Raw genomic sequence first — 20,612 nt, 5'->3', positions numbered from 1 at the left:
CCTTGTGGGGCCTTGTGGGGGTCGGGTCAGGCGTCCGGGTCGGTCAGGTCGGCGCGGACCTGGGCGGCGAGTTCTCCGGCGGTGGCCATGGCGTCCTCGAACGAGGTGCCCGTCACCCCGAGGAAGCCGAGGATGCTGTTGCCCGCGGGCGGCCTGCGGACCAGGTCGCCGGGCCTGGCGGTGAGTTTCAGGAAGAACACGTCCGCCCGGTCGGCGACGCCGTCGGGGACGTGGACCCGCTCGATACGGCCGGAGGCCGGGGGCAGCAGGCACAGGGCGGCCGTGTGGACGCCGGTCGGCGTGTAGTGGCCGACGTCGGGGCGGATGCCACGGGCCACGGCGGCGACGGCGGCGATCGGGTCGTAGCCGGCGGAGATCCGGGCCATGTGGTCCAGGCCGCCGCCGCCCGGGCGTACGGCGATCTCCACCAGGTGCGGGCGGCCCTCGTGGAAGCGGACCTCGGCGTGCATCACGCTGCGCCGCAGGCCCTGGGCGCGGGCGCCGGCCGTGACGACCTCGTGGACGGCCTCGACCTGGGCGGGGGTGAGGGCGGTCGGGGCGTGGTGGACGTCGTCGTCGAAGGTGTCGCCCTCGGCGGTGACCCGGTCCACGATCGAACCGAGGTAGACCTCGTCGTCCCAGGCCAGGGCCTCGACCAGGAACTCGTCGCCGTCCAGGAAGGACTCCACGAGCAGCCCGTGCGGGCCCAGGTCCAGGCCGTCGGCCTCCATCGCGTACCAGGACAGCTCGGTCAGGCCCTGGGCGGCCTGGGCGTAGCGCTCGCGCAGTTCGGCGGCGTCGTCGGCGCGGAAGACGTAGTTGGAGGCGGCCCCCAGGGTCGGCTTGACGATCACCGGGTAGCCGAAGTCCGCGGCGGCGCCGAGCGCCTCGGCCTCGCTGGTGACGAAGCGGAAGGACGGGTGGGCGGCGCCCTCGCGCTCGTGGGCCTGGCGCATCAGCAGCTTGTTCCGGCTGGCCCGGGCGGCCTCCACGCCGATGCCGGGCAGGCCGAGGGCCTCGGCGACCGCCGCGACCGCCAGCACCCCGGACTCGGAGAAGGTGAACACGCCCTCGAACTGCTCCTCCGCGTGCCACTCCTTGGCCGCGGCGATCAGCGCGTCGACGGACCGCGAGCCGGCGATTCGGTAGCGGTCGGCGCGCCAGAAGTCCTCGGTGCCCTCGCCGTTGAGGACGTACACGTCCGCGCCCAGGGCGACGACCTGCTCGTAGCGGGAGATGTAGTAGGTGGCGTTCTGCCGGGCTTCGAGAGCCAGGAGTTTCATGGCGGTTCCTCTCGGGTGGAACGCGGGTGGAAGGGTCAGGGCGTGGCGTCGAGGGGTGCGGCGTCCAGCGCCGCCAGACCCGTGGGGTCGGGGACCCGGCCGAGGACCCGGTCGGCGAGGGTGCGGGCGATCAGCGGCGCGAACTTGAACGACGAACCGCCGCAGGCCGCGTACGCGTGGGCCGGGCCGCCGAGGGAGACCACGAGGGGGCCGCCGGTCTCGGCGTACGACAGGTAGTAGCAGTCCTTGCTGCCGAGCACCCAGGCCGGTCCGAAACCCGGCAGCAGGTCGCCGAACTCGGCCGCCAGCTCCCGCTGCCGGTGCTCGGGCGTGACGTGGTCGGTGAGGTCGTCGGTCCGGTGGCAGACGGCGGCCGAGGTGAGCTTGAGCGCCGTACCGGCCACCGGCGGGATCAGCCAGGCGCCGCGCCGGGTGCCGAGGGCGGGGACGGCCGGGGTGGCGGCCCACGCCTCGGCCGCCGCCGCGGGCACCCGGCAGTACAGCAGCGACTGCCGGTGCAGGACCAGCGACTTGGCGATCCGCTCGGGCAGCAGCCGCCGGGACCAGGGTCCTACGGCGACCACCACGCCGTCGCCGTCCAGCACCTGCCCGTCGGCGAGGCTGACCCGGCCGCGCTCCCCGTCCACCGCGACCACCGGCCGGTGCTCGATCAGGCTGACGCCGGGCTGCCACCGCAGCCAGCCGGCACAGGCGGCGAGCACCCGCTCGGCGAGCAGCACTCCGGCGTCGTCCTCCAGGACCGCGCCGAATCCGCTGTCCAGGGCGAGATGCGGGTAGCGGTCGGCGAGTTCGGCCGCCGTGAGCGTCCGGGCCCGGCCGCCGGCGCCGGTCAGGAGCAGGACGCCCGCCTCGGCCGCCACGGGCGGCAGCACGGTGAGCGCGCCGACCCGCTCGTAGAAGCGGGTGGCGAACAGGTCCTCCAGTTCGAGCCAGCGGCGGTGGGCGCGCAGCGCGGCCGCGGTGGCGGGCGGATCGTCCGGGTGCAGGGCCCGGATGATCCGGTGCTGGTCGAAAGAGGTGGCCCGGCTGTACGGAATGGGCCCCTGGTCGACGACCGTGACCCGGTGTCCGTCCAGGGTGAATTCCACAGCGGTCAGCAGGGCGATCACCCCGCCGCCCACCACGGTGACACGCATCGGGCACCTCCCTTCCTCCTCTTGGGACTTCTCTTGGGACGCAGGTCGTCGGTTCAGCTCGGGCAGGCGGTGCCGCCGAGCGCCGGGACGGTGAACGCCGTGGTCGTCCGCTCTGCGGGCGCGAGGGCGAAGGTGCCGTCGAAACCGCCCTCGGCCCGGGCCAGTTCGGCGAGGTCGATGAGGATCGGGGAGGCTGCGGCGATCAGGGTGCGCAACTCCGCGAAGAGGTCGCCCAGTTCGGCGGCGCCCGCGGCCCGGTCGGGGGCGGCCGCCCCGTCGAGCAGGGCCTCGGCCCGGCGGAGGAGCCGCTCGGTGTGCAGCGGGATCAGGTCGGCGGTGCGGCTGAGGCTGTAGCCGGTGAGCCGGTAGCCGGACGCGAACCGTTCGGCCGTCGCCGCCCGGCGGGCGTTCGCCGCCGCCGACACCGGCAGTTCCTGCCCCTCCAGGCCGAGTTCGGCGACCGCCTTGCCGAGCAGGGCGCCCAGCCGGTTCCACGGCTCGACCAGCCGCTCGCCGGTGATCTTCTCCAGGGCGGCCCGGGAGAAGTTGGTGCGGGCGTGCTCGGGGGCGGTGAGGGCGAGATGGAAGCGGACCAGGTCGCGGGGGACCTCGCGCACCAGGTCGCGCGTCCACACCACATGGCCCTTGCTGGTGGAGAACTTCTCGTTCTCCAGCTCGTAGAACTCGTTGCTGACGATCGCGTCCGGGACGACGTAGCGGCCCTCGTGGGCGAGCAGCAGCGACAGGTGGGTCAGGCCCCAGAAGTAGGCGTTGTCGAAGCCGAGGAAGTAGACCAGCCGGATGTCGTGCTCGGCGCGCCACAACTCGTCGTCGGCCGCGGGCTGTTCGCCGTGCGCGCGCTGGGCGACGGCCGTGCAGTACATCGAGGCCGGCATGCCCTCGGCCCAGGCGTTGAGGACCTGGCCCGGGGTCTCCGGGAACGGCGCGGGGATCCCCCAGCCGGTGGGGTAGGTGATCGGGAAGTCCGGCAGCGGGCGGGCCAGCAGTTCGCGCATCAGCTGCACGATGTGCGGGCGCCAGGTGGACTCCTTCTCCCGGTGGTAGGCGGTCAGCTGCTCCCGGTACTCCTCCAGCGGCAGCACCAGGATCTGCGCCTCGCGGTGGGTCACCTCGGCCGTGGGGTCGACGGTGGAGCGCGGGTCGGTCAGCTCGGCGAAGTTGTTGGGGTGGCCGCAGCTCTCGCACAGCCCGCCCCGGCTGACCGCCAGGCAGACCGGGCAGCCGCCGCTGACCAGGCCCTCCATCAGGAACTCGCCGGTCGCCTCGACGTACGGCAGCCGCACGGTGCGCAGCCGGAACTTGCCGGCCTCGTGCAGCCGGGTGAGGAAGTCCAGCGTCATCGCCCGGTAGCCGTCGTCGAAGGGCGCGAACCCGTCGACGGCGATGCCCATCAGCTCCAGCGTCTCCCGGATCTCCCGCCAGCTCTTCTGGGCCAGCGCCTCGGGGGTGGTGCCCAGCTTGGCGGCGCTGGAGACGACGTAGGTCTGGCTGTCGTCGGTGCCGGTGGTGTAGAGCACCGGCTGCCCGGTGGCCCGCAGATAGCGGGCGTGCACGTCGGCCGCCATGTAGGGGCCCGCGATGTGGCCCACGTGCAGGTCGCCGTTGGGGGTGGGCGGCGGGCCGATGATGACGGTGCGCCGCTGCCCCGTCTGCTGCTGGTCCATGGCTCAGGCCTCCTCGGTGTGCCGGGCGGCGAAGCGGCCGGCCATCTCGGCGTCCCACCAGACGCTGTACATCTCGAAGTCGGCGTCGGAGTCGTTGACGACCCGGTGCTCGTGGTGCGGCGGGAAGTGGACGATGTCGCCGGCGGTGAACGGGACCCGCTCGCCGTCGGACTCCAGGAACGCCTCGCCGCGCAGGGCGACGAAGATCTCGTACTCGTGGTGGGCGTGCGCGGTGGACGCGGTGCCGGGCCGGATGACGCACCAGGAGCCCTCGAAGGGGGCGTTCAACTGGGGCCAGGGGAGCAGACGCTGGGCGTCGAGGCCGTTCTCGTGGGTGAGGCCTGCGCGGTCGAGGTGCTTGATCAGCATGTCGTCTCTCTGCGGGGTTCGGCTGGGACCGGGGTGGGTGGTCGGCGGGAACGGCGGTGGTCAGGCCGCGGCGAGGGCGGGCTCGCGGTCTCCGGCCCTCCGGCGGCCGGCGCGGTGCGCGAGGATGTCCTCGGTGATCTCCGCGGAGCGTGCGGCGAGGACGCTGAGCAGCGAGTCGGCGATGCCGTGGGTGGCCTCGTTGACGCCTTGCAGGTAGCAGGCGGCGCTGTCCCGGCGGCCGGTGTCCAGGCGGTAGTTGCGGGTGACGTCGATCCGGCCGAGGCCCAGCGCGTCGCCGAGCGAACGCACCATGCGGGGCATCTCGCGGACGAACCCGGTGCCGAGCAGCAGCAGGTCGCAGCGGAGCTCGCGGACCTCGGCGGTACGGCGGTCGGTGAGCGTCAGGACGAGGTCGTCGCCGTCGGCCGTGGCGCCGGTGATGTCGGTCATGGTGACCATGCCCAGGCGGTCCGTGCCGGTGCGCCGGTCCTGGTAGAACTGCCGGTACAGCGAGTCGAGGGTGGCCGGGGCCAGACCGCCGTAGTTGGAGCGGTGCATCTCGGACAGCAGCTGGCGGCGGGCCTCGGGGTCGGCGGCGTGGAACTCGTCGACGAACGAGGAGTAGAAGAGCTCGTTGGTGAACTTGCTGCTCTCGTAGCCGTTCAGACCGATCGAGCGCATGATCATCGTCGGCCGGCAGTCGGGCAGGTCCCGCAGGGCCGCGCCGAACAGCTCGGCCGCGCTCTGCGCGCCGCCGACCACGGCGACCCGCAGCGGCCGGTCCGCCGGCACCTCGGCGATCCGCTGGCTGTACTGGGTGGAGTGGATGACCCGCTCGGCCGGCAGCCCCTCGAACACGGCGGGCACATGGGCGTCGCGTCCGGCGCCGATCACCAGGTAGCGGCAGCCGATGGTGTCGCCGTCCGACATCGCCACGGTCCAGCCGGTGACCTCGCCGTCCGTGCCGTGCACGGGGGTGACCGAGGTGACGCCCCGGCCGTACTCCACCCGCACCTGCTCCAGCGAGTCCGCCACCCACTGGAGGTACTCGGATATCTCGCTGCGGTACGGCACGAAGCTGCCGAGGTTGACGAACGCGTCGAGCCGGCCGCGGTCGTGCAGGAAGCTGAGGAACGAGAACTCACTGCGCGGATTGCGCATCGTGACCAGGTCCTTGAGGAAGGAGACCTGGCTCAGGGCGTCCGGGAGCAGCATGCCCCGCTGCCATACGACGTTCTCCTCGCGTTCGACGACGAGGGCGCGGTCCGCGAGATCGGGGGCCAGTTCCTCGAGCGCGACCGCGAGCGCGAGGTTCGCCGGGCCGGCGCCGACGGCGAGCAGTTCGACTGTGCGGTGTGCCATGTGGATCTCCTCAGAAGGGGTCGGCGGTCTGGTTCCGGGGACGGGTGGGCCGGTCGGACCTCGACGAGCCGGGCGGTCGGCCCGGGTGGGTACCGCGCGGCTCTCTGCGGGTGGGCCCGCCGGCGTCCGGGCGGCGCTGGGGCCGGTGGGTCCGACCGCGCCCGGCGGTCGTCGGCCGCTGGGCCCGGGTCACGCCGGGACGGGCACGTGCAGCGGCTCGTGGTCGAGGGTGACCAGGGCCGCCGCCGTGTCCAGGCGGGCGGTGGTCCGGGCGGGGTCCGCGCCGGTGACGATGACGTAGGAGTGGCGGGCGATGTAGCCGTTCGGGGGCAGCCGGAGTTCGGTGCCGGGGTCGGCCATCGCCTCGGCGGCCAGCAGGCCCTCGGCCGCGGCGGGCAGGGTGACGGAGCGGACCACGCAGTCCTCGGGCGGGTAGCCGAAGCGGATGCCGACCGTGCGGTGCTCGGTGTCGGTGAGGTCGGGGCGCTGTCCCAGCGCCGCGCGCACGGCGGCGCGGGCCGGGTCGATGCCGGTGGCGAGCTGCCCGAGACGCGGGATGAGGTCGCCGCCGAGCCGCCCGTTGATCTCGACGATGACCGGGCCGCGGGCGGTCAGCTTGACCTCGGTGTGGGTGATGCCGAAGCCGTAGCCGATGGCGCGGTGCGCGGCCCGCAGCATCGCCAGCAGCGCGGGGTCGGTGCGCAGCGGGTCGTCGGCGGCGACGTGGTGGCCGATCTCCTCGAAGTAGGGGAAGAGGCCGACCTGTTTGCGGGCCACGAACATCGGGTGGTAGTCGCCGTCGACGACGGCCGCGTCGATGCTGATCTCGGGTCCTTCGAGGTACTCCTCGACCAGCGCGCCGCCGCGGTAGGAGACCGCGCCGATCCGGCTCGCCTCGTCGGCGGTCCGGAAGGCGTCGACGACCTCGCCGGCGTCCGCGGCGAGCACCACCCCGATGCTGGCGCCCATCCCGCGCGGCTTGACGACGACCGGGTAGCCGATCCGCTCCGCCGCCGCGAGCGCCTCCTCGGCGGTGTCCACCCAGGCGTACCCGGGCTGGTCGAGGCCGGCCGCGGTGAGCAGCCGCCGGCTGCGGTACTTGTCCCGGCAGCCCTCCACGCCGTCCACGCCCGCACCGGGCAGGCCCAGTTCGTCGGCCACCCGCGCGGTCGTCACGATCAGGGTCTCGTCCCAGCTGAGCACACCGCGCACCGGGATCCGCGCCGCCAGCTCCCGGGCCGCCGCGAGCACGGCGTCCCGGTCGGTGACGTCCACGACCGTGTGGCCGGTGAGGTAGGGGGTCTGCCAGTCGGGCTCCTCTCCTGTGAACAGCCAGACCGGGTGCGTCGCCGCCGCTCCGGCCAGCAGGTACTCGCGGTACTTGCGCATCCCGCACCCGATGAGCAGGATCACGCCCTCCACGCCCTTGTCGGCACCGTTGTCGTCCACGCGCTGATCGCCTCCTGAATCCGAGTGACAGAGCGATTCCACGGGGTGCGCCGGTTGCCCGGAAGCCATGTCCGGAAGGGACAATCAACCCGGACGGGGACCGGGTTCATGTCCGGTTGATTGGCCGTCGGGCGGGGCCCTTCCGGGCAATCGCGCCCGCCGGTTCCATGGCTGACGTGATCAATTACGACGGCAAGCGATTCCGGAAGGTCCTGGCCGACCCGGCCGACGACGCGCCCATCGCGCTGTACCGGCAACGGGGCGATCTGGTCTGGGCCGAGTTCACCGGCGGTGACGTACGGCGCGGTTCCCTGGCGGGGACCCGCGACACCGACGGTGTGATCAGCTTCTCGTACAGCATGGTCCTCGACGACGGCCGGGTGATCTCCGGCCACAGCGTCAACACCCCCGAGTTGCTGGCCGACGGCCGGATACGGCTGCACGAGCGGTGGGAGCGCTACGGCGCCCACGCGGCGAGCGGCCTGTCGGCCATCGAGGAGGTGCGCTGACATGGCCGGCGTCGACTACTCCCGGCTGGCCGGCGAGGTGGCGGGGCGGGTCTTCCTGCCGGGCAGCGCGGGCTTCCGCGTCGGCTCCCACCTCTTCAACACCCGCTACAGGCACCGCGCCCCCGCGGCCGTGCTCACCGCGGCCCACGCGTCGGACGTGCAGCGGGCCCTGGTCTGGGCCCGCGAGCAGGGCGTCCCGGTCGTCGCCCGCAGCGGCGGCCACAGCTTCGCCGGTTACTCCGTCAACGACGGCCTGGTCATCGACCTCAGCCGGCTCACCGAGACCCGCGCGGACGGCTCCACCGGCCTGGTCGTCGCGGGCGGCGGGGCCAGGATCAGCCATGTCTACGACGCGATGCAGCCGTACGAGATGGTCTTCTCCACCGGCACCAGCCCGACCGTCGGCGTGGCCGGCCTGGCGCTCGGCGGCGGCGCCGCGTTCGCCGCCCGCCGCTACGGCCTGACCGCCGACGCCCTGGTGGAGACCACCGTGGTCCTCGCCGACGGCTCCCTGGCGGTGGCCAACGAGCGGGAGAACCCCGACCTGTTCTGGGCCTGCAAGGGCGGGGGCGGCGGCAACTTCGGCATCAACGTCTCCCTCACCTTCCAGGCCCGGCCGGTCCCCGACGTCACCACCTTCTTCCTCACCTTCAAGTGGGCGGACGCCGCCGCCGTCCTGGAGGCCGGCCAGCGCATGGTGCAGCAGGCACCGGACGACTTCGCGGCCCGGCTCGGGGTGTGGACGTACGGCAGCGGGCCCGGCGCGGTCCGGGACAACGCCGAAGTCACCCTGCAGGGCCAGTACTTCGGTCCGGCCGCCACGTGCCTGGAGATCCTGGACCCGGTCCTGGCGGTGGCCGCCCCGGTGTCCCGGGAGGTCACCGAGCGGACCTTCTGGGAGGCCAACAAGTACATGGTGCACGCCACTTCGGGGGACCAGTTCGCGCTCCGCTCCAACTACATCCGCGAGCCGCTGGCCGCCGACGGCGTCGAGACCATGCTGTCCTGGGTCGAGCGCTGGCCCGGCAGCCACAACGCCGACGGCGGCGGGGTCGGCCTGTTCTCCTGGGGCGGCGCCATCAACCGGGTGGCCCCGGACGCCACCGCCTTCGTCCACCGGGACACCCTGTTCCTGGTCTCCATGGACACCTCCTGGTCGGACGACGACGAGCCCGGCCGGGTCGCCGCCGGCCTCGACTGGCTGGGCGGCCTGCACGCCGCCATGGCCCCGCACGTCACCGGGTCCGCCTACCAGAACTTCGTCGACCCGGAACTGACCGACTGGCGCGAGGCCTACTACGGCGCCAACTACGCGCGCCTGGTCCAGGTGAAACAGAAGTACGACCCCGAGGGGGTCTTCTCCTTCGACCAGGCCGTCGGTTCCTGACACCCCCTCTCTACGAAGGTGAAGCGATGAGTGTGTCCAAGTCCAAGGAGAACGCCGCACCCGGCGTCCTCGACGCCCTGCGGGCCACGCCCCGCTCGGTCCGCTACCTCCTCGGCGGTGTGCTGCTCAACCAGCTCGGCGCCTTCGTACAGACCTTCCTGGTGCTGTATCTGACCCACCGCGGCTACGGCGTCGACAAGGCGAGCTTCCTGCTCGGCGCCTACGGCGTGGGCGCCGTCGCGGGCACCCTCCTGGGCGGCGAACTGACCTCGCGGCTCGGCAGCCGCAACACCATCGCCACGGCGATGAGCTGCTCGGCGGTGCTGGTCTTCGTCATCCCCTGGCTGGCCGGCCCCGGCCACTACCCGGTCCTGCTCGGCATCGTCGTCGTCCTCGGCATGATGACCCAGTCGTACCGTCCGGCCGCCTCCGCGCTGCTGAGCGACCTGATGCCGGACGAGTTCCGGGTCATGGGCTTCTCCATGCTGCGCATCGCCATGAACGTCGGCGCCGCCGCCGGCCCGCTGCTCGCCGCGGGCCTCATCGAGATCGACTGGAACCTGCTGTTCTGGGTGGACGGTTCGAGCGCGCTGGCCTACGCCCTGCTCGCCGCGTTCCTGCTGCCCCGCCCGGCACCGGCCGCCGACGAGCCGGAGCCCGGCACCGCCGCCGCGGCCCAGCGTTCGGCGTACGGGGCCATGGCCCGCGACGGCCGCTTCCTGCTCTACCTGACCTCGATGCTGCTCAGCGCCCTGGTGTACGCCCAGTTCTTCGCGGTGCTGCCGGTCGACCTGGACGAGGCGGGCCACTCCACCGCCCTGTACAGCGGGGTGCTGACCCTGTCCTCGGCGCTGCTGATCAGCTTCGAACTGGCGGTGACGGCCCGCATCCGCCGCTGGCGGGCCAGCACGGCCGCCACGGTGGGCACCTTCGTCTACTGCCTCGGCATCGCCGGGTTCGGCCTGCCCGGCAGCGTGCCCGCCCTGGTCCTGCTCACCACCGCCGTCAGCGTGGGCGGCCTCATGGTCAGCGGGCCGACCCTGTGGGCGCACCCCGCGAAGGCCGGCGAGAAGGTCCGCGGCCGCTACATCGCCGCCTCCCAGACCGTGTTCGGTCTCGGCTCGGCGGTCGGCCCGGCCCTCGGCATGCTCATGTGGACCCACTACGGCGACGGCGTCTGGGCCACCTGCGCGGTCCTCGGCACCCTGGCGGCGGCCCTGGCCTTCTTCGGCCTGCGCCCCTCGGACGAACAGCCGGACGCCAAGGCCGAGCGGACGGAGCAGGCCGAGGAGACGACCGCCGCGGCCGAGGAGACCACCGCCGCGGCCGGGAACGCCGTCCCCAGCGGAGCCTGAGAGCAACTCCCCCTCCCCTCCCCTCCCCTCCCCTCCCCGGCCCGCCCACCACCACCGCGCGCGGGCCGGGCACCCCTCACCACCCCTGAGTCCTGTCTCTTCCTCATCACCTCATCACCCATGAGCCCAGCAGAAGGAGCACCCGTGCCGGTCACCGACACCATCGCGCCCAGCGTCTCGACGCACCCGGCGGACCAGCCCACCCGGACCGCCACCCGTCGGCGGCTGCTGATGTGCCGGCCCCGGCACTACGACGTCACGTACTCGATCAACCCGTGGATGAACCCCGACCGGGGCACCGACAACCTCCTCGCGGTGCGCCAGTGGGAGCAGTTGCGCGACCTCTACCGCGAACTCGGCCACAGCGTCGAGGAGATCAAGCCGGTCGAGGGGCTGCCCGACATGGTGTTCGCGGCCAACGGCGCCACCGTCGTGGACGGCAAGGTCTTCGGCGCCCGCTTCCGGCACGCCGAACGCACCGCCGAGGGGCCCGCCTACCTGCGCTGGTTCGAGGAGCAGGGCTACCGGGACGTGCTGTGGCCCGAGCACATCAACGAGGGCGAGGGCGACCTCCTCACCGTCGGCCGGCGGATCCTGGCCGGGACCGGCTTCCGTACCGACATCCGCGCGCACACCGAGGCACAGGAGTTCTTCGGGCTGCCGGTCACCTCGCTGACGCTGGTCAACCCGCGCCACTACCACCTGGACACCGCCCTCGCGGTGCTCTCCGACGACGAGATCATGTACTACCCCGAGGCGTTCACCCCGGGCAGCCGGGCCGTGCTGCGGGCACTGTTCCCGCACGCCGTGATCGCCACCGCCGAGGACGCCGCCGTCTTCGGGCTCAACGCCTTCTCCGACGGCCGCCATGTGCTGCTGCCGACCGCGGCCCGGGGACTGCAGGCCCAGTTGCGGGCCCGCGGCTTCGAGCCGATCGGGGTCGAGCTCAGCGAACTGCTCAAGGCGGGCGGCAGCGTCAAGTGCTGCACGTTGGAGCTGCGCGACCGCTGAGCCACCCGAGTCCTCCTCAGGGAAGCCCCCTCAAGGAACTCCTCCTCAGGGAAAGGATCACCATGTCCTCCGCGCTCACGACTGCGGACAGCCGTAACCGCCTGCTCGACCTGCTCGCCAGGGGCGGCGCCCGCTACCGCCTCCTGCACCACGCGCCGCAGGGCCGCACCGACCTCGCCAGCACCCTGCGCGGCCACAGCCTGGACCAGGCCGCGAAGAGCCTGGTCATCAGGGTGGCGCTGAGCAGCAAGCGGCGCCGGTACGTGATCGCGGTGGTCCCCGGGGACCGCAGGGTCGACCTGCCCGCGGTCAACGCGCTGTACGCCGGCCGGGAGGCGTCCTTCGCGGCCCGGGACGTCGCCGAGCGGCTGACGGGCTGCGTCAGCGGTTCCATCATGCCGCTCAGCTTCGACCCGGACCTGGACGTGATCGCCGACCCTGACCTCCTCGCCCACGAGGAGATCTTCTTCAACACGGGCCGCCTCGACGAGTCGGTGGCCCTGCGCACGGAGTGCTACCGCACGCTGGTGGCCCCGCGCGTGGAGGCCATCGCGGGCCGGGGCGCCTGACCGGTTTACATATGACAGGTTCTGGTCAAGGGCGTCCCAAACGTCGGACATCCTCGCGGGCGCGTGGTCGGGTCTCCTCCGACGGCTGAATCAAGGCCCGTTCGGGAGGATCCGGTGCCAGCATCACCCCGCAAGAGATCGACCCTCAGAAACACCCTTCGAAACAGAAGACGATGGCTCACGATCTGCGCCATCACCGCAGCGGCCGGGCTCGTCGCGGTACCCGCGGGTGCCGCGTCGGGCTCGAGTCCGTTCGGAGCCCGCGCCCTCGCCCGGCTCGCCGCCGAACGCACGCAGTCGGTGGGTACCGTCTCCCCCAAGGTGACCGCCGAGGACGATGACGACGGCAACGAGGCGGACGAGATCGCCGAGGGCGCGGACCAGTACGCCGAGGCCCGCACCTCGCCCGGCATCGTCGCCCCGGGCGCGTACGGCGCCGCCTGGGACGACCTGAGCAACCTTCCCTCCACCGGCGGCAGTTGGCGCAACATCACCGACCTGCCGTACAACTCCGACGACTCCCGCTACCGCGACATCGACTCCAACTCCAGCGGCGGCTCGGGCAACGTCACCGGCCGGATGGCGGCGATGGCCGCCGACGACGACGGATACGTGTACGCGGGCAGCGCGGGCGGCGGAGTGTGGCGCTCGCGGAGCGGCGGCGGGCACTGGCAGCCGATCAGCGACGGGCTCTCCTCCCAGTCCACCGGCGCGCTCGCGCTCGACGGAACCGGCCGGCTGTGGCTGGGCACCGGCGAGGCCACCACCAACGCGGACGCCTACCTCGGCAGCGGCGTCTACGTCCTGTCCGACCCGCACCACGGCACCTTCTCCGCCCGGGGCCGGGTCGGCGGCGACGAACTGGAGTCCACCACCATCCACGAGCTGCGCTTCGGCGGCGGCAAGGTGTGGGCGGCCACCAGCGAGGGCGTGTGGAGCCACTCCACGAAGACCCTCAAGGGCGCCTGGAAGCTGGAGTTCGCGCCCAACCCCGCCTACCTGCCCGGCGGTTCCCTCGCGAGCGACCCGTCCGCCGCGTACAAGAACATCGCCAACGACATCGCGATCGACCCCAAGGACCCGAGCAGGATGATCCTGGCGGTCGGCTGGCGCAGCGGCGACGACTACAACGGCTTCTACGCCAAGGACTCCGGCGGCACCTGGACCCGCGTCAGCAGCGGCTTCGGCGACCTGCCGACCGACCCGGACGACGTCGGCAACGTCACCTTCGCCCGCTCCGCCGACGGCTCCCGCTACTACGCCATCGACCAGTCGCCGGAGCAGCTGAACACCAACCCGGACAGCGGTCTGGAGGGCATCTACCGCGCCGCCTCCCCGTTCGGCCCCTGGACGAAGATCGCCGACTACACGCAACTGGCCGCCGACGGCTCGGCGTTGACCTCCAGCGGCTACATGCCGGGCGTCCAGGCCTGGTACAACCAGTTCCTCACCGTCGACCCGAGCGACCCGAACCACGTGTACGCGGGCCTGGAGGAGGTCTACGAGTCCAAGGACGGCGGCGGCACCTGGTCGACCGTCGGCCCGTACTGGAACTTCAGCTTCCCCTGCTGGAGCATCGACCCGGCGAAGCAGACCGGCGACTGCAGCCAGACCACCCACTCCGACCAGCACGGCGTCGCCATCGGCCGCTACCACGGCAAGAGCTTCGTGTACGTCGGCAACGACGGTGGCGTCTACAAGCGCCCGGTCCACGGCTCCCAGGACGCCTCCGGGCACGCCACGGACTGGACCTCCCTCAACGACGGCACGATCGACACGCTCCAGTACTACTCGGTGGGCGTCGGCAAGGACCTCGACCACGGCGGCGTCTCCGTCACCGGTGGGCTGCAGGACAACGGCCAGTCCGTGCTGCGCAGCAATGACACCGTGATGGGCTCCAACTTCGGCGGCGACGGCGGCGACACGCTCACCGATCCGGCCAACGGCTGCAACATCGCCGAGGAGTACGTCTACCTCTCCGTCCAGGTGACCCAGAACTGTGCGGTAAACGACGGCAGTTGGGTCACGGACGCGAGCAAGGCCACCTCGTACAACGTCGCCCCGGCCGACAACGCCACCAGCGAGGCCCGCTTCATCGCCCCGCTCGCCACCGACGCCAAGGACAGCAACACCTGGGTCGCCGGCGGACGCCACATCTGGGTGCAGACCCACGGCTACGCCATCCGCAGCGGCTCGGAGTGGAAGAGCGTCTACGACCTCGGCGCCGGCCGCGCCGCGACCGCCGTCGCGGCCTCCGGCGGCAAGGTCTACGCGGCCTGGTGCGGCCCCTGCAACAACCAGGGCTTCGCCCGCGGCATCTCCGTCGGCAACGCGGACGGCACCGGCTGGCACGACATCACCCTGCCCACGACGGGCGCGGACGGCACCGTACCGAACCGCTACCTGAGCGGCTTCGCCGTCGACCCGAAGAACGCCGACCACGTCTTCCTCGCCGTCAACGGCTTCTCCCGGCACTGGACCGAGGGCCCCGGCGCGGGCGTCGGCCATGTCTTCGAGTCGACGGACGGCGGCACCACCTGGAAGGACATCTCCGCCAACCTTCCCGACGTGCCCACCAACTCCGCGGTCGTCACCCCGAACGGCGGCCTCGCCGTCGCCACCGACCTCGGCGTCGTCTACCGCGCCCCGGGCCACACCCGGTGGGAGCGCGTCGGCTCGCTCCCGGCGGTCGCCGTGCTCCAGCTGAAGCTGGGCCCCGACGGCAGCACGCTGTACGCGGCGACCCACGGCCGCGGCATCTACGCGATCAAGGTGCGCGACTGCCGCTGACGCAAACGCGAGGGGTGACCCCCCGGGGTCACCCCTCCCGTCCGTACGGCACCACACTCACGTCCAGCGTGAAGGCCACACCCGCCGCACCCGCCACGTCCGGCGCCTTCGCCGACACGGTGACCCGAGCGGCACCGCCCCGGGCCCCCGCGCACCGCAGCGTGGCGTGCCCGGTGCCGTCCCCGCCCACCCTCCACCCGGACACCACGACAAAAACCGGGGCTGAACTCCGTACCGCCGTCCACCGCCTGTCGTCACTCCGGGCCGCGAGGACCAGCGACACCACGGCCCCGGGCCGCACACACAACCGCCGCCCGGCCCCGTCCCCGGGCCGCACCACGACCTCCACCCGCCCGGCGAGACAGCCGCCGGAGGCGGACGGCCCGGGCCCGGCCGAGGAGGGAGCCGCCGACGGCTGCGGGGACGTACCGCTGGTTCGCGAAGGGGTACCGGCGGTTCGGGGTGCCGTACCGCCCGACGGCGTCGCCGACCGGCCGGCGGCCGGTGCGCCCGCCGAACCACCGCACGCCGCCAGCACGAACACGCCCGCGACGATCCATCCTCCGGCCGCCCACCGCATACCGGCACCTCCCGCGTCGTTTCCTGCCCGCATGCTCCACCGCCCCCGCCGCGGCCGCCAGTACCCATCGCCGTCGACCGCGGTGAGGCGGCCGGCGGGGATGTCCGGGACGGCGGAGATCGGGGCGGGGAGGAAACGCTACGTTGCTTTCCATATTCCGAAACAACTGGCCGGGACGGCCGGCCACGAAGGAACCCCGAGGAGATCGCGATGCCGGGAGGCAGGCTCACCCAGCAGGAGCGCCAGCAGATCGCACTGGGGCTGGCCGACAGCCTCCCGTACGCCGAGATCGCCCGCCGCCTGGACCGGCCGACCTCGACGGTCACACGCGAGGTGATGCGCAACGGCGGCCCCACCGCCTACCGCGCCGACCTGGCCCACCGCGCCACCGAACGCCGCGCCCACCGGCGCAGACCCGCCGCCCCCAGGGGAACGCGGTCGGCCCCTCAGCCGCACGGGCGGGACGCCGAGGCCCTGGCCGAGTACGAGGAGTCGCTCACCACGGTCCTCATGGCCTCCGGCCTCCCCAGGATGGGGGCCCGGGTGCTGACCTGCCTGTTCACCACCGACGCGGGCAGCCTCACCGCGTCTCAGCTCGCCCAGCGCCTCCAGGTCAGCCCGGCGTCGGTCTCCAAGGCGATCGCGTTCCTGGAGAGCCAGAGCCTGGTCCGCCGGGAACGCGACGAGCGCCGCCGGGACCGCTACATCGTCGACGACGACCTCTTCTACCAGGCGACGATCGCCAGCGCCCGGGCCAACGACCGGCTCGTCGAGACCGCACGCCAGGGCGTCGCCGCCCTCGGCGCCCACACCCCCGCCGCCGCCCGCCTGGAAAACGTCGCCCGCTTCCTCGACTTCATCAGCGAAAGCATCGTCCGCGCCGCCGAGCAGGCTCGCGAGGTCCTGCGCACCGCACCCGGAACACCCTCGAACGAACCGTGATACTAATACCGGTATAAGAATTGGGTCGATGTGCCGCGGGGAGTCACACGCATGGTGGAGATCAAGACCGATGCCGCATTGGACGCGATGCGGGAGGCCGGGCGCGTGGTGGCCCGCGCCCTGGCCGCGGTCCGGGCGGCGGCCGGGGTGGGGGTGTCCCTGCGGGAGCTGGACGAGGCGGCCCGGGCGGTGCTGGCCGAGGCCGGTGCCGGCTCCCCGTTCCTCGGGTACCGGCCGTCCTTCGCCCCGGTCCCGTTCCCGGCCGTGATCTGCACGTCCGTCAACGACGCCGTGTCGCACGGCATCCCCACCGGCTACCGGCTGCGCGACGGCGACCTGGTGAGCATCGACTGCGGCGCCGAACTCGACGGCTGGACCGGCGACGCGGCCGTCACCTTCCCCGTCGGGACGCCGCGCCCCGGCGACCTCGACCTGATCGACGCCACCCGTCGGGCCCTCGACGCCGGCATCGCCGCCGCCCGGGTGGGCAGCCGCGTCGGCGACATCGCCCACGCCGTCGACACCGTCGCCCGCGCGGCGCGCTGCGGCATGCCCGCCGACTTCGGCGGCCACGGCATCGGCCGCCGTATGCACGAGGACCCCCACGTCCCCAACCGGGGCCGCCCCGGCCGCGGCTTCCCGCTCCGCCACGGCCTGGTCCTCGCCATCGAGCCCATGTTCATGGCCGGCGGCCACAACACCTACCGCACCGACCTGGACGGCTGGACCCTCCGCACCACCGACGGCAGCCGCGCCGCCCACATCGAACACACCGTCGCCATCACCGACCAGGGCCCCCGCATCCTGACCCTGCCCTGACGCCCCTTCGGGCGCGGCCGGGTCACCCGAAGGGGCCAGTGGAGTGCGTGTCACCCGAACGGTGGGCCTGGGGTGCAGCCGGTGGGTGGGGGCGGAAGCCTAGGATCCATCACCGAACAAATGGGGCATATTTCACTCTGTCTGGCACGGGCGGGTTCACCTCGCCACCGAAGGAGACGGGATGTCGCACCGCGCCGGGAGAACGCGCTGGAGGCGTTTCGCGGTGGTCCTGGTGCCCGGCGTCGCGGCTTGCGCGAGCGTCGGCATCGCCATGGCGCAGGGCGCGCTCGCCGCGTCCTTCTTCATCTCCGGCCAGAAGTTCCAGGTCACCGCCGACTCGTTGACCGCCCGCGGGTTCAGCCTGTACGGCACCATCGACGTGACCAGGAAGCACGAGCTCGTCCCCGTCGTGGTCAGCGGCTTCCGGCATGCGACGGTCCGCGGGCTCTGCCAGTCCGTGGTCGTCGACATCCCGGTGGTGGGCACCCGGACCCTGCGGCTCACCGGCGGTGACGGCCGGCCGGCCGAGGCGTCGAACCTGTTCATCGACGCGACGACCGAGACGGTCGCCGACGCGACCTTCGGCAACCTGGACATCGGTGTCGCCCAGGGCGCCCTCACCAAGGGCCCGGTCAGGTCCACGGACCGGAACTCGCGGTTCTTCGATCCCGACGCCGTCGCACAGCAGGCCACGTCCGCCACGCTGACCGACGTACGGGTGAACGCGGTCGCGGTGTCCGCCGGCACGTTCAACATTCCGGGCCTGGCCCTGCGGCTCGTGCGCGGCGACCAGGCATGCCCCTGACCCGGGCACCGAGGATCAGGACAGGACGCGTGATCACCAACCCCTTCGGCAGACGACGTCGGCCGATCGCCACGGCAGCGGAGTTCCGGCGCGGGTTCCGGTCCTGGCGCGGTGAACGCCCCTTCTGGGCCGGGCTGTTCACCTTCGCGGCCGGTCTGCCCATCCTCTACTGGCCCTACGCGAACCTGGACCTGGGCGGGGTTCCGCTCGCCCTGTCGACCACCTCCGGGGCGGGGTCCCTGCTGATCGGAACCCTGCTCCTGACCCTGGGCGTCACACTCTGCCACCGCCCCCACCTCCGGGTGTTCGCCGGGATCGCCGCCCTCCTCCTCACTCTGATCTCCCTGCCCGTCGCGAACTTCGGCGGTCTCTTCCTCGGCGCGTTCTGCGGCCTGGTCGGCGGCTCCCTGGCCTTGGCCTGGATGCCGCCGACGGCTCCCGAACCGCCGGCGGCCACGGAAGCTCCGACGGCCACGGAAGCTCCGACGGCTCCGACGGCCACAACGGCTCCGGCGGCCTCGGCAACTCCCCAAGGAGAGAGGCCCAGTGGCGTCTGACCGCCGTGCCGGGCGTGTCCCCCGTCCTGTCGTCTGCGCGCTGGCCGTGGCCTGCGGCCCCTGGGCAGCCCTGCACCCCGTGCCATCGTGGGGGGCCGGTGCGGCGGCGCCCGGCGCCGCCGCACGGCTCGACCCGCTCCCGGCCCGCGCGGCGAAGGGCTCCTGGGTGCTGCGCGCCGACCGGCTCCGGCTGCGCGGCGCGCGGTTCCGCGGGGTGGTCACCGTGCGGACCGCGGGCGGAAAGGTCCGGGCGATGAAGCTCACCGTGCGGTCGCTGGAGGCCGTCGACCTGGATCTGACCGCGGGCCGGGGCCGGGCGGCGATCCGCCTGCGGACCGGGTCGACGACGTCCACCTTCAAGGGCGCGGGCACCAAGGGCGTGGTGACCCTCTACGTGCGCAGGCTGTCCGGCACGGTCACGGGCCTCGGCGGCCGCGCGCTCCCGGCGGACCGTACCGTCACCGTCACCCCCGACGCGGTACCCGACTGGCTCTCGCGGCCGGCCGCCGCCGTCCGCACGATCACGCTCACCACGGCGACCGCCACCCAGGTCGCCCAGTTCGGCGCCCGCCTCTCCGTCAGAGGCTCACGGCTGCGGGCCGCGACCGGGTGACCGCCCCGGCGAGGGAGTCGGCGTCGTGCGGGGTACCGGCAGGGCGCCTGCCCCCTCACCGCGGCTGCCTACCCTGTCCCCATGGACGCCCCGGACCCAGTCAGCGCCTCCCTCCGTTCCCGACGCGACCGGACCGCCCCCGGGCAGGCGGACGGCTTGCCGGCGTACGGTCGGCGCGGCGGCCGGGAAGCCCCATGACCGCGGCCCCGAACCGGCCGGCGCAGGCCCGGCAGATGTGGCCCCTGTACGCGGCGGGGTTCACCACCGCCTTCGGCGCGCACGGCATCGCCGCGAACCTCGGCGGGCACGCCCGGGGCGCGGTCACCTCGCTGCTGGTGCTGGGCGGGCTGCTCGCCCTGTACGACGGCGCCGAGGTGCTGCTGAAGCCGGTGTTCGGCACCCTCGCCGACCGGATCGGCGCCCGTCCGGTCCTGCTCGGCGGGCTGGTGGCCTTCGCCGCCGCGTCCGGGCTGTACGTGCTCGCCGACAGCCCCGGCTGGCTCTGGGCCGCCCGCCTCGGCCAGGGCGCCGCCGCCTCCGCGTTCTCGCCGTCGGCCTCCGCGCTGGTCGCCCGCCTCAACCCGGCCGCCAAGCACGGCCGCGCGTTCGGCAGTTACGGCTTCTACAAGTCGGTCGGCTACACCCTCGGCCCGCTGCTCGGCGGGGTCCTGGTGTGGGCCGGCGGACTGCGGCTGCTGTTCACGGTGCTGGCGGTGCTCGGCGTCGCGGTCGCGGTGTGGGCGGCGGTCGCCGTGCCCGTCGTACCGCCGCTGCCCAAGGCCCGGCAGACGGTCCTCGGTCTCGCCCGCCGGCTGGCCGACCCAGCCTTCCTCACCCCGACGGCCGCTCTGGCCGCCGCCACCGCCGCGCTCTCCGTCGGGGTCGGCTTCCTGCCCGTCTCCGGCCGGGTGGCGGGACTCGGCACGGTCGCCACGGGTGCCGCCGTGTCGGTGCTCGCCGCCTGTGCCGCCGTCGTCCAGCCGAGGGCCGGACGCGCCCTGGACGAGGGACGCCTGGCCACCCGTACCGGCCTCACCGCCGGCCTGCTGCTCACCGCGGCGGGCCTGGCCTGCGCCATGCTGCCCGGCCTCGCCGGCGTCCTGTCCGCGGCCGTCCTCATCGGCGTCGGGACGGGGCTGATCACCCCGCTCGGCTTCGCCGCCCTCGCCGCGAACACCCCCGCCGAACGCCTGGGCCAGACCATGGGCGCCGCCGAACTCGGCCGTGAACTCGGCGACGCGGGCGGGCCGCTGCTGGTCGCCGCCGTCGCCTCCGTCACGACCCTCACCCACGGCTACGGCGCCCTCGGCACGCTGCTGCTCCTGGGCCTGCTGCTCACCGGCGTACGGCGCCGCGCCACCGGCGGGTGA

At 73.3% G+C, this 20,612-nt stretch carries 19 protein-coding genes; 12 read left to right on the top strand and 7 right to left on the bottom strand.

Annotation, left to right across the window (positions count from 1 at the left end):
- Nucleotides 1-26 precede the first annotated feature (26 nt).
- The 6 genes from ACFZDK_RS12750 to ACFZDK_RS12725 all read right to left on the bottom strand — a co-directional run bounded on the left by ACFZDK_RS12750 (nt 27) and on the right by ACFZDK_RS12725 (nt 7,305).
- The gene (locus tag ACFZDK_RS12750; RefSeq protein WP_390972020.1) at nt 27-1,283 is read right to left on the bottom strand and encodes an ATP-grasp domain-containing protein; all 1,257 of its coding nucleotides are present in this window, start codon (nt 1,281-1,283) and stop codon (nt 27-29) included.
- 35 nt (nt 1,284-1,318) lie between these two features.
- Nucleotides 1,319-2,440 (bottom strand): FAD-dependent oxidoreductase, encoded by a 1,122-nt coding sequence (locus ACFZDK_RS12745; RefSeq protein WP_390972019.1) that lies wholly within the window; start codon nt 2,438-2,440, stop codon nt 1,319-1,321.
- A 53-nt stretch (nt 2,441-2,493) separates the two neighbouring features.
- Nucleotides 2,494-4,125, bottom strand: a complete 1,632-nt coding sequence (locus ACFZDK_RS12740; RefSeq protein WP_390972018.1) for a class I tRNA ligase family protein — start codon at nt 4,123-4,125, stop codon at nt 2,494-2,496.
- Nucleotides 4,126-4,128: 3 nt separating this feature from the next.
- Complete coding sequence (locus ACFZDK_RS12735) at nt 4,129-4,494, bottom strand: cupin domain-containing protein (protein ID WP_355725321.1); 366 nt, start codon at nt 4,492-4,494, stop codon at nt 4,129-4,131.
- Between the two features lie 60 nt (nt 4,495-4,554).
- Nucleotides 4,555-5,856 (bottom strand): SidA/IucD/PvdA family monooxygenase, encoded by a 1,302-nt coding sequence (locus ACFZDK_RS12730; protein ID WP_390972017.1) that lies wholly within the window; start codon nt 5,854-5,856, stop codon nt 4,555-4,557.
- 189 nt (nt 5,857-6,045) lie between these two features.
- Nucleotides 6,046-7,305, bottom strand: a complete 1,260-nt coding sequence (locus tag ACFZDK_RS12725; protein ID WP_390972016.1) for an ATP-grasp domain-containing protein — start codon at nt 7,303-7,305, stop codon at nt 6,046-6,048.
- Nucleotides 7,306-7,481: 176 nt separating this feature from the next.
- Here ACFZDK_RS12725 and ACFZDK_RS12720 point away from each other — a divergent pair, with 176 nt between their 5' ends.
- The 6 genes from ACFZDK_RS12720 to ACFZDK_RS12695 all read left to right on the top strand — a co-directional run bounded on the left by ACFZDK_RS12720 (nt 7,482) and on the right by ACFZDK_RS12695 (nt 14,926).
- A complete protein-coding gene (locus ACFZDK_RS12720; RefSeq protein ID WP_355710403.1) occupies nt 7,482-7,814 on the top strand; it encodes a hypothetical protein in 333 nt (110 codons plus the stop codon).
- A 1-nt stretch (nt 7,815) separates the two neighbouring features.
- Complete coding sequence (locus ACFZDK_RS12715) at nt 7,816-9,201, top strand: FAD-binding protein (RefSeq protein WP_390972015.1); 1,386 nt, start codon at nt 7,816-7,818, stop codon at nt 9,199-9,201.
- Between the two features lie 26 nt (nt 9,202-9,227).
- A complete protein-coding gene (locus ACFZDK_RS12710; RefSeq protein ID WP_390972014.1) occupies nt 9,228-10,556 on the top strand; it encodes an MFS transporter in 1,329 nt (442 codons plus the stop codon).
- 144 nt (nt 10,557-10,700) lie between these two features.
- Nucleotides 10,701-11,567, top strand: a complete 867-nt coding sequence (gene ddaH / locus ACFZDK_RS12705) for a dimethylargininase (protein ID WP_390972013.1) — start codon at nt 10,701-10,703, stop codon at nt 11,565-11,567.
- Nucleotides 11,568-11,629: 62 nt separating this feature from the next.
- Nucleotides 11,630-12,136, top strand: a complete 507-nt coding sequence (locus ACFZDK_RS12700; protein ID WP_390972012.1) for a YbaK/EbsC family protein — start codon at nt 11,630-11,632, stop codon at nt 12,134-12,136.
- Nucleotides 12,137-12,250: 114 nt separating this feature from the next.
- Complete coding sequence (locus tag ACFZDK_RS12695) at nt 12,251-14,926, top strand: glycosyl hydrolase (RefSeq protein WP_390972011.1); 2,676 nt, start codon at nt 12,251-12,253, stop codon at nt 14,924-14,926.
- A 28-nt stretch (nt 14,927-14,954) separates the two neighbouring features.
- Here ACFZDK_RS12695 and ACFZDK_RS12690 read toward each other — a convergent pair whose 3' ends face one another.
- On the bottom strand, nt 14,955-15,506 hold the full coding sequence (locus tag ACFZDK_RS12690) for a hypothetical protein (protein ID WP_390972010.1): 552 nt from the start codon (nt 15,504-15,506) through the stop codon (nt 14,955-14,957).
- 210 nt (nt 15,507-15,716) lie between these two features.
- On the opposite strand from ACFZDK_RS12690, the gene ACFZDK_RS12685 reads away from it, so the two are divergent.
- The 6 genes from ACFZDK_RS12685 (at nt 15,717) to ACFZDK_RS12660 (ending at nt 20,612) form a co-directional block, all read left to right on the top strand.
- A complete protein-coding gene (locus tag ACFZDK_RS12685; RefSeq protein ID WP_390972009.1) occupies nt 15,717-16,448 on the top strand; it encodes a helix-turn-helix domain-containing protein in 732 nt (243 codons plus the stop codon).
- Nucleotides 16,449-16,499: 51 nt separating this feature from the next.
- Entirely contained in the window at nt 16,500-17,267 is a 768-nt protein-coding gene (gene map / locus ACFZDK_RS12680; protein WP_390972008.1) for a type I methionyl aminopeptidase, read from the top strand.
- Between the two features lie 181 nt (nt 17,268-17,448).
- Nucleotides 17,449-18,072, top strand: coding sequence for a DUF6230 family protein (locus ACFZDK_RS12675; RefSeq protein WP_390972007.1), 624 nt, complete (start codon nt 17,449-17,451; stop codon nt 18,070-18,072).
- A 29-nt stretch (nt 18,073-18,101) separates the two neighbouring features.
- A complete protein-coding gene (locus tag ACFZDK_RS12670; protein ID WP_390972006.1) occupies nt 18,102-18,629 on the top strand; it encodes a DUF6114 domain-containing protein in 528 nt (175 codons plus the stop codon).
- A complete protein-coding gene (locus ACFZDK_RS12665) occupies nt 18,619-19,242 on the top strand; it encodes a hypothetical protein (RefSeq protein WP_390972005.1) in 624 nt (207 codons plus the stop codon). Before ACFZDK_RS12670 ends, ACFZDK_RS12665 begins: the two co-directional genes overlap by 11 nt.
- A gap of 194 nt (nt 19,243-19,436) precedes the next feature.
- A complete protein-coding gene (locus tag ACFZDK_RS12660; protein ID WP_390972004.1) occupies nt 19,437-20,612 on the top strand; it encodes an MFS transporter in 1,176 nt (391 codons plus the stop codon).

Source organism: Streptomyces sp. NPDC007901 (genome assembly GCF_042959465.1).
Classification (GTDB): domain Bacteria; phylum Actinomycetota; class Actinomycetes; order Streptomycetales; family Streptomycetaceae; genus Streptomyces.
The sequence above is the reverse complement of the archived record's forward strand: the minus strand, read 5'-3'. Positions and strand labels throughout refer to the sequence as shown.